This is a genomic window from Methylobacterium tarhaniae (assembly GCF_001043955.1).
In the GTDB taxonomy this organism is placed as follows: domain Bacteria; phylum Pseudomonadota; class Alphaproteobacteria; order Rhizobiales; family Beijerinckiaceae; genus Methylobacterium; species Methylobacterium tarhaniae.
This window is the reverse complement of sequence record NZ_LABZ01000273.1, coordinates 1-7,566: the sequence shown is the minus strand read 5'-3', so window position 1 is coordinate 7,566 and position 7,566 is coordinate 1. Positions and strand designations below refer to the sequence as shown.

Annotated in this window: 6 protein-coding genes; 3 read left to right on the top strand and 3 right to left on the bottom strand. The window is 72.9% G+C overall.

The features are described from left to right. Positions 1–176 precede the first annotated feature (176 nt). Positions 177–1,049, bottom strand: coding sequence for a polyprenyl synthetase family protein (locus VQ03_RS28380; protein WP_048454270.1), 873 nt, complete (start codon positions 1,047–1,049; stop codon positions 177–179). A 98-nt stretch (positions 1,050–1,147) separates the two neighbouring features. Here VQ03_RS28380 and crtD point away from each other — a divergent pair, with 98 nt between their 5' ends. From crtD to VQ03_RS28365, 3 genes are read left to right on the top strand one after another with little or no spacing between them, the layout of a single operon-like run. Next, a complete protein-coding gene (crtD, locus tag VQ03_RS28375; protein WP_048454274.1) occupies positions 1,148–2,641 on the top strand; it encodes a 1-hydroxycarotenoid 3,4-desaturase CrtD in 1,494 nt (497 codons plus the stop codon). Between the two features lie 2 nt (positions 2,642–2,643). Continuing rightward, complete coding sequence (locus VQ03_RS28370; protein ID WP_048454269.1) at positions 2,644–3,537, top strand: carotenoid 1,2-hydratase; 894 nt, start codon at positions 2,644–2,646, stop codon at positions 3,535–3,537. Between the two features lie 54 nt (positions 3,538–3,591). Then, positions 3,592–4,119, top strand: coding sequence for a phosphate-starvation-inducible PsiE family protein (locus VQ03_RS28365; protein ID WP_245292228.1), 528 nt, complete (start codon positions 3,592–3,594; stop codon positions 4,117–4,119). A 237-nt stretch (positions 4,120–4,356) separates the two neighbouring features. Here the strand turns inward: VQ03_RS28365 and VQ03_RS28360 are convergent, their stop codons facing one another. Next, positions 4,357–5,034 carry a hypothetical protein gene (locus tag VQ03_RS28360; protein WP_157064298.1) on the bottom strand — a complete coding sequence of 226 codons (678 nt, stop codon included), beginning with the start codon at positions 5,032–5,034 and terminating at the stop codon, positions 4,357–4,359. 78 nt (positions 5,035–5,112) lie between these two features. After that, positions 5,113–7,566, bottom strand: a 2,454-nt coding sequence (locus tag VQ03_RS31210; protein ID WP_053078776.1) for an FkbM family methyltransferase, incomplete at its 5' end; no start/stop codon positions are given.

Genomic DNA, 7,566 nt, shown 5'->3' with positions numbered 1-7,566 from the left:
CCGGGCGGGAGAGGGGAACCAGGCTGCCGGATGAGGCGGAACCATGCTGACAGGCGCCATACGTGGCGCCGTCGCGCTGCCCCTCTCCCGGCCTGCTCCGCAGGCCGCCCTCCCCCGCGGAGGGGGGAGGGTCGGCGCGCGCGGCGCTCCTTGCGTGCGAGCCACCCCGGCCATCCCTACGCCACCAGGCTCTGGGCCAGGCGCGCCGGCAGGAAGAGCCGGGTCTGGGCCAGGATCTCCCCGCGCAATGCCTCGATGCCGGGGCAGTCGGGGATCACCGCCATCGCCTCGTGGGCGAGGTCGGAGAGGCGGCGCAAAGCCCCGTCCATGCCGAGCAAGGCCGCCGCGTTGGGCCGGCCGAGGGTCACGTCGCGCCCGACCGGCTTGCCGACCTCCTCCTGCCGGCAGGCGACGTCGCGCAGGTCGTCGGCGACCTGATAGGCCTCGCCGAGATACTCGCCGAGGAGCCGCCACCCCATCGGCTCGGCCCCGGCGGCGGCGGCGCCCGTCACGGTGGCGGCGGCGAAGAGCGCGCCGGTCTTGGCCTGCTGGTAGACCGAGAGTCCGACCTGCGGCTCGGATTCCCAGGCCTGGCCGGCCACGATGCCGGCCGGCGAGCCCACCGCCCGCGCCACCAGCCCGACGAGGGCCGCGAGGCGCGTGGGCTTTCGCACGGCGCCGCGGGCCAGCGTCTCGAAGGCAAGCACGATCAGCGCGTCGCCGGTGAGCAAAGCCACCGGCTCGCCGAAGGCCACGTGGACCGTCGGCTTCTGGCGCCGCAACGCCGCGTCGTCGAAGCAGGGCAGGTCGTCATGGACCAGCGAGGCGCAGTGCAGGAGCTCGATCGCCGCCGCGGCGGCATCCGCCGAGGCCGGGTCGTCGTCGCCGCAGGCGCGGGCGACCGCGAGGCAGAGCCGCGGCCGGATGCGATGCCCGCCCGGGAAGACCGCGTAGCGGATCGCCTCCGCCAGGCGCGGCGGCGCGCCCGGCGCCTCCGCGAAGGACACCGCCACGTCCAGGGCGCGCTCGATGCGACGCCCGTCATCCATGACTCCCGCCATCATGACGTCTCTCCCGGATGTCATTTCGTTTGAACATCTCAGACTGTCAATTTAGATTGACACTGTTGCCGCGGGAGATCAACGGCGTGGCGGACGAGCGGGTGGTGGTCATCGGGGCGGGAATCGGCGGGCTCGTCGCCGCGCTGGCGCTCGCCGCCGCCGGCCTGCCGGTGACCCTGGTCGACAAGGCGGCGGCTCCGGGCGGCAAGATGCGCCGGGTCCGGGCAGGGCCGCGGGAGGTCGAGGCCGGTCCCACGGTCTTCACCATGCGCTGGGTCTTCGAGGAGATTTTCGACGCGTGCGGCGCCGATCTCGGCTCCTGCGTCTCCCTGGCCCCCGCCGCGATCCTGGCCCGCCACGCCTGGAGCGCCGACGAGTGCCTCGACCTCTTCGCCGATCCCGCCCGCTCCGAGACGGCCATCGCGGACTTCGCCGGCAAGCGCGAGGCAGAGGGCTTCCGCCGCTTCCGGGCCCAGGCCGGGGAGATCTACCGCACCCTGGAGGGGCCGTTCATCCGCGGACAGCGACCGAGCCCGGTCGATCTCGCGCTGCGGGCCGGGCCCCGCGGCCTCGGCGGACTGATGCGCATCCAGCCCTTCACCACCCTGTGGTCGGCGCTCGGCACACATTTTCGCGATCCCCGCCTGCGCCAGCTCTTCGGCCGCTACGCCACCTATTGCGGCTCCTCGCCCTTCGCTGCGCCCGCGACCCTGATGCTCGTCGCCCATGTCGAGATGGAGGGCGTCTGGACCGTTGCAGGCGGGCTCTCGCGGCTGGCCGAAGCCGTCGCGGATCTGGCGCGCGAGCGCGGGGCGGACCTGCGCTACGGCGCCGCCGCGACGGAGATCGTCGTCGAGGGCGGGCGCGTGGCCGGCGTCGTGCTCGAGACGGGCGAGCGGCTGGCGGCGACCCGGGTGGTGGCCAATGCCGACGCCGCCGCCCTCGCCGAGGGGCTGTTCGGCCGGGAGCCCGCCCGGGCGGTCGCTCCGGTGCCGGTGGGGGAGCGCTCGCTCTCGGCGGTCACCTTCGCGGTGGCGGGCCGCCCCGACGGGTTCGACCTCGTGCGCCACAACGTGTTCTTCTCGCCCGACTACGCGGCCGAGTTCGCCGACCTGACCCGGGCCGGCCGCCTGCCGCGGGACCCGACCGTCTATGTCTGCGCGCAGGACCGCCGGGATGACGGCCGACCCGACGGCGTGCCGCCCGGGACGCCCGAGGCCCTGCTCTGCCTCGTCAACGCGCCGGCCGCCGGCGCCGCCTTTTCCCTCGAGGAGATCGCCCGATGCCACGACACGATGAGCCGGCGGCTCTCCGCCTGCGGCCTGACGATCAGCGAGACGGCGCGGACGACCACGACGCCGGCGGAGTTCGAGAGGCTGTTCCCGGCGACGGGCGGGGCGCTCTACGGCCGGGCCTCGCACGGCTGGATGGCGTCGTTCCGCCGCCCGGGGGCGCGCACCCGGCTGCCGGGCCTGTACCTGGCGGGGGGCAGCGTCCATCCGGGGCCGGGCGTTCCGATGGCGGCGCAGTCGGGCCGGCTCGCGGCGGCGAGCGTCCTGCGGGACCTCGGTTCGACCTGACCGTGCCGCCCGGCGGCTATGCCTGGTGGTACGTCGATGCGGTGAGCGACGACGGCGAGCACGGCCTGACCGTCATCGCGTTCCTCGGCAGCGTCTTCTCGCCCTACTACGCCTGGAGCGGGCGCGGCGACCCGATCAACCATTCCGCCATCAACGTGGTGCTGTACGGCAGGCCCAAGGCCTGGGCGATGACCGAGCGCAGCCGGCGCCACGTGAGCCGGACCGCCACCTCGCTCGCCATCGGCCCGAGCTCGCTCGACTGGGACGGCACCGTCCTGACGATCCGCGTCGACGAGGTGACGACCCCCCTGCCCAGGCGGCTCGCCGGCACGATCCGGGTCCGACCCGGCGGGTTTACCCCCGCCCCCTTCACCCTCGACGCGCAGCGGCATCACCGCTGGTGGCCACTCGCGCCCTCCTCGCGGGTCGAGGTCGCGTTCGACAGGCCCTCGCTGAACTGGAACGGCCACGCCTATTTCGACACCAACGACGGCGACGTGCCGCTGGAACAGTCGTTCAAGAGCTGGACCTGGTCCCGCGCGACGCTCCGGCACGGCGCGGCGATCCTGTACGACGTCGAGCGGCGCGACGGCAGCCGCCAGGACCTGTCGCTGCGCTTCGACCCCGACGGCACCCCGCGCCCGATCGAGCCACCGGTCCCCGCCGCGCTCCCGCGCACGCTCTGGCGCCTGCCACGCGCCACCCGCAGCGACGACGGCCGCGCGGCGTTGCTGCGCCGCTTCGAGGACGCGCCGTTCTACTCGCGCTCGCTGCTCGCGGCGCGGATCTGCGGCGAGGCGGTGCGGCCGATCCACGAATCGCTCGACCTCGACCGGCTCACCCACCCGCTGGTGCGGTTCATGCTGCCCTTCCGCATGCCCCGCCCGCAAGGGTGAGCCCACGCGCATCCCAAGGCCGAGTCCCGTCCACCTGCCCCCCCGGAGACCGTCATGGTGGAGACCGCGAAACTGGAAAAGGCCGAGAAGGAGGGCGGGTGGCTCACCCGGCTCTCCGCCTTCGTCTTCCTGCATACCGAGCACGCGATCTACGCCGCCCTCGGGGTGCTCTTGGCCCTCACCGCCGTGATGGCGCTGGTGGATGCCGCCGGCATGACCCTCAAGGCGGTGAGTTCGATCGGCGCCGCCGCGCAGCTCCTCGACGTTGTCGACCGGCTGCTGTTCCTGCTGATGCTGGTCGAGATCCTGCACACGGTGCGGGTGTCGATGCGCTCCGGCCGGCTGACCTGCGAGCCGTTCCTGATCGTCGGGCTAATCGCCTCGATCCGGCGCGTCCTCGTCCTCACGCTCCAGACCGCCGAGCAGATGCACGACACGGAGTGGAGCGCGCAGAAGGAGGCGCTGTTTCGCGCCTCGATGATCGAGCTCGGCGTCCTGGCCGGGCTGATCCTGGTGATGGTGGTGTCGATCTTCCTGCTCCACCGCGCCCGGGACACCGACGAGCCGGCCGGGTCCGAGTAGGACGCGGCTCATCGCACGGTCCGGCGTGCAACCCCCGCCGGCCGCACGGCATTGATGGGGTTGAGCGTGACACAACCGAAAGGAGGCTCGTGATGGGCTTGCTGTTCTTCCTGGTCTTCGTCTGTCCGTGGATCGCGGTGGCGTTCCTCTCCAGCCGCGGTTCTTTGATGAAGCCCAAGCCCTATTGAGGCGCAACGCGCGCGATACGCCGGCCGTGCTGCGACCGGCGTATCGCCATCAGCCGCGGCGCAGGAGCCGCCGCCACCACGGCCGTCCCGTGCCCGATCGCCGGGCGTGCTCCTCGGCCGCCTCCTGCGTCAGGCGGTGAACCAGCGGGTTGCACGCCTCCTGGTCGGCGACGCGCGGAGAGGCGGGCGCCGTGGAGAGGCCGTGGCGCGCGCGATATGCCGCCGCGTCGAAACCCGCCGAGGCTTCGAGATCCCGCCGTGCGCCGTGGCGCAGCAGATGCGCGAAGGCATCCCGGTTGCGGCCGATCTCGGCGCCGTAGCGCGCGAGGTAATGGGCGAGATCGAACCGGGAATTGGGAGCGTAGAGCTGGGTGCGGCGATGCGTGAGGTAATGCCGCAAGGCCGAGGTGCCGGGGCGCAAGCCGTAGATGCGCGCGTACCAGGCCGGCTCGAAGTAGCAGATCGGCCGGAAGCCCGACCGCTCGCCGACCCGGATGTAGTGGCAGACCGGGTTCACGCCCTCGGGATTCCCGCCGAGATACAGGGCCGCGTACCAAGCGGGATCGCAATAGAGGTTCGGGCGCCGGCCCTCGCGGGCGCCGAACCGGCAGAAATGCTCCAGCGGATCGCAACCATCCGCCACGACGTCGGGCGCCTCGAGCAGGTAGTGGTTGGCGTCGAACAGGCCCGAGCGGGCGATGAGGTCGTAGTCCTTGGATGTCGTCATGGCGGGCCGGGGCGCCGGATCTCAGATCGACCGACCCGGCCGGACAGGTTTCAGGACGAACCGCATCGCCGCGGCGCCTCACGACGCCACGACGGACGCGTAGTAATGCGTCGTCTCGAAGTGCAGCTCGACGCGTGAGCCGGCGATCCAGTCCGTCGCGTAGGGGATTTGATCGCGGCAGCGGGCGATGAGGTCGGCCCGCTCGTTCGGGATCGCCAGATGGTCCGTCGGCCAGTCGTTGCGGATTCGCAGCAGGCTGTAGCCGAGCCCGAGCAGGTGCTCGATCACCGCCTTGGAGCTGGAGCCGTGCCGGCGCAGGTGCTCCTCCTCGATCTCGATGAACAGCACCGGGCGGTCGCGGGCGACGAGGTCCTGCATGCCGGCGAGCGCCTTCGCCTCCGCCCCCTGGATGTCCATCTTGATGAAGGCGACCGGCGGCAGGGGCAGGTCGTCGAGCCGGACCGTGAAGGCGAGGTCGCCGCCCCGGCCGATCCCGGTATGGCCGAGATTGACGGTGCCGCCCGCCGTCAGGGTTGCCTCGAGCGGCTCCATCTCGACCGTGTCGCCGGACCGGTCGGTGACGGCCATCTTGTAGGTGCGGACGTTCCCGCACCGGTTGGCGAGGAGATTCTGCTGGAGTTGCGAGAAGCAGAGGTCGAGCGGCTCGAAGGCGTGGACCGTGCCGCGCGGGACGAGGCCGGCGAGGCAGACCGTGTGGTAGCCGAGATTGGCCCCCAGATCGACGACGTGGGACGTCTCGTCGAGGACGAGGCGCGCGACCTCGCGCAGATGCGGCTCCCACGCGCCGGTCGCCTCGATCGTCCGGCCGATGAAATCCTGCTCGACGACCAGGAAGGTGCCGTCCTTCGCCGCGACCCGCCGGAAGCTCGGGCGGAACCGCGCCGCGGGCACCGGGGCGGATGCGGGCGCCAGGTCGTCGATGAGGCGCTGCCACTCCGGCACGCGCACGCGCCAGTCGTAGACCTGCCGGCAATGGGCCTGCTGGGCCGCCACCCGCTCGGGCCGTCCCTGCCACGGATCGGCCAGTTCCTCGGCCAGCAGGCCGGCGAAGACGCGGGCATGCTCGGCCGGGTCGGCGATGGCGGGATAGAGGCGGGCGAAGCCCGCCGTGGTCTCCGGCAGCGCGCCGTGGCTGGGGCAGATCACCCGGCAGCCCGCCGCCATCGCCTCGATGACCGCGAGGCAGGACGTCTCCGCGAAGGTGTTCGGATAGGCCAGGATGTCGATGTCGGCGAGCGCCGCGCGCAGCTCCGCATTGGGCAGGAGGCCGTGGTAACGGACGCCCGGCAGCGAGGCTGCGCGGGCATAGAGTTCCGCGTAGGGCGCGTCGTCCGCGTCCGGGCCGTAGAGCCTGTGCGACGACCAGACGTGCAGCTCGGCCCCCTCGGGCGCGGCCTGCGCCCAGGCCTCCAGCAGCACCGCGAGCCCCCGGTAGGGCGTGCTGGTATAGGCGACCTTGAGGGGCGTGCGCCGGACGGGCACGCGGTCCCGGTCCGGGACCTCGGTGGCGTTGCGCAGGACCGTGCAGCGGTCGGCCGGCAGGTCGAACGTCGCGAGGTACTGCGCGCGCTGCCACTCCGAGACGAAGACGAAGCGCGCCACCCGGCGCACCATCTCCGGGTCGCGCAGCCACGCCACCGCCGGCTGGTCGGTGGCGTGGTGGATCCAGACCACGAGGGGGCGGCCGTCGGCCCGGCCCGCCTCGTAGCCGTTCAGGCACAGGTCGATGCGCGGGAGCGCCGATCCCAGGCGCCGGGCGAGGCCCTCGGCCATCAGCTCGGTGCCGCCCTGCGGGCGCGCGGGCACCCAGCTCACGGAGCGGGAGAGCCCGGACCAGAAGCCGGGCAGGTCGCTCGGGGCGATGCCCGGGCGCGTCATCGACAGGAAGCCGCGGCGTCCCTCGAGGGGAATCGGCAGCTTGTCGAGGGCGAAGCGGGCATTGGCGGCGTAGCGCTTGCGCTCGGCCTCCGGGGCCGTCGGGCAGGCCAGGAGGTCGAGGCAGGCGGCGACGCTGTGCCAGTAATGGCCGGCCCAGTAGGCGTTGACCGCGTATTCGTCCCGCAGACCGTATTCGTAGATCCAGGGCACGACGAACAAGCCGGTCTCCGGCGGGGCCAGGGACAGGCCGGCCTCGGCGAAGCGGAACCCCTCCTCGTAGCGCTCGGCGAGGCGGCAGGCGCGGCTGGCATGGTGGCGCGCCTCCGCCCGGTACGGGCAGAGCGCGATGGCCCGGCGATAGGTCGCCAGGACCTCGTCCAGCGGCCGCCCGAGGCTCGCCATCAGGCCGGCGGCTTCGACCAGGGCGACGCAGACTTCCTCATCCCAGAACCCCAGCTCGGCCCGCCGCAGATAGGCCTCGAGCGCCTCCGCCTGGGCGCCGCAATCCCGGTAGCTCTGGCCGAGATAGAAGGTGTAGCGGGCGACGAGGAACGGGTCGGTCTCCGTCGCCAGGGCGGCTTCCAGGATCGCGGCGTCGCGGCGGTAGGTCTCGCCGTCGCGGCGGCGGGCGCC

Excerpts from the sequence above, each read along its gene's own strand:
- VQ03_RS28380 (WP_048454270.1), bottom strand. The coding sequence starts at position 1,049 with ATGGATGACGGGCGTCGCATCGAGCGCGCCCTGGACGTGGCGGTGTCC.
- VQ03_RS28365 (WP_245292228.1), top strand. The coding sequence starts at position 3,592 with ATGGTGGAGACCGCGAAACTGGAAAAGGCCGAGAAGGAGGGCGGGTGG.
- VQ03_RS28360 (WP_157064298.1), bottom strand. The coding sequence starts at position 5,034 with ATGACGACATCCAAGGACTACGACCTCATCGCCCGCTCGGGCCTGTTC.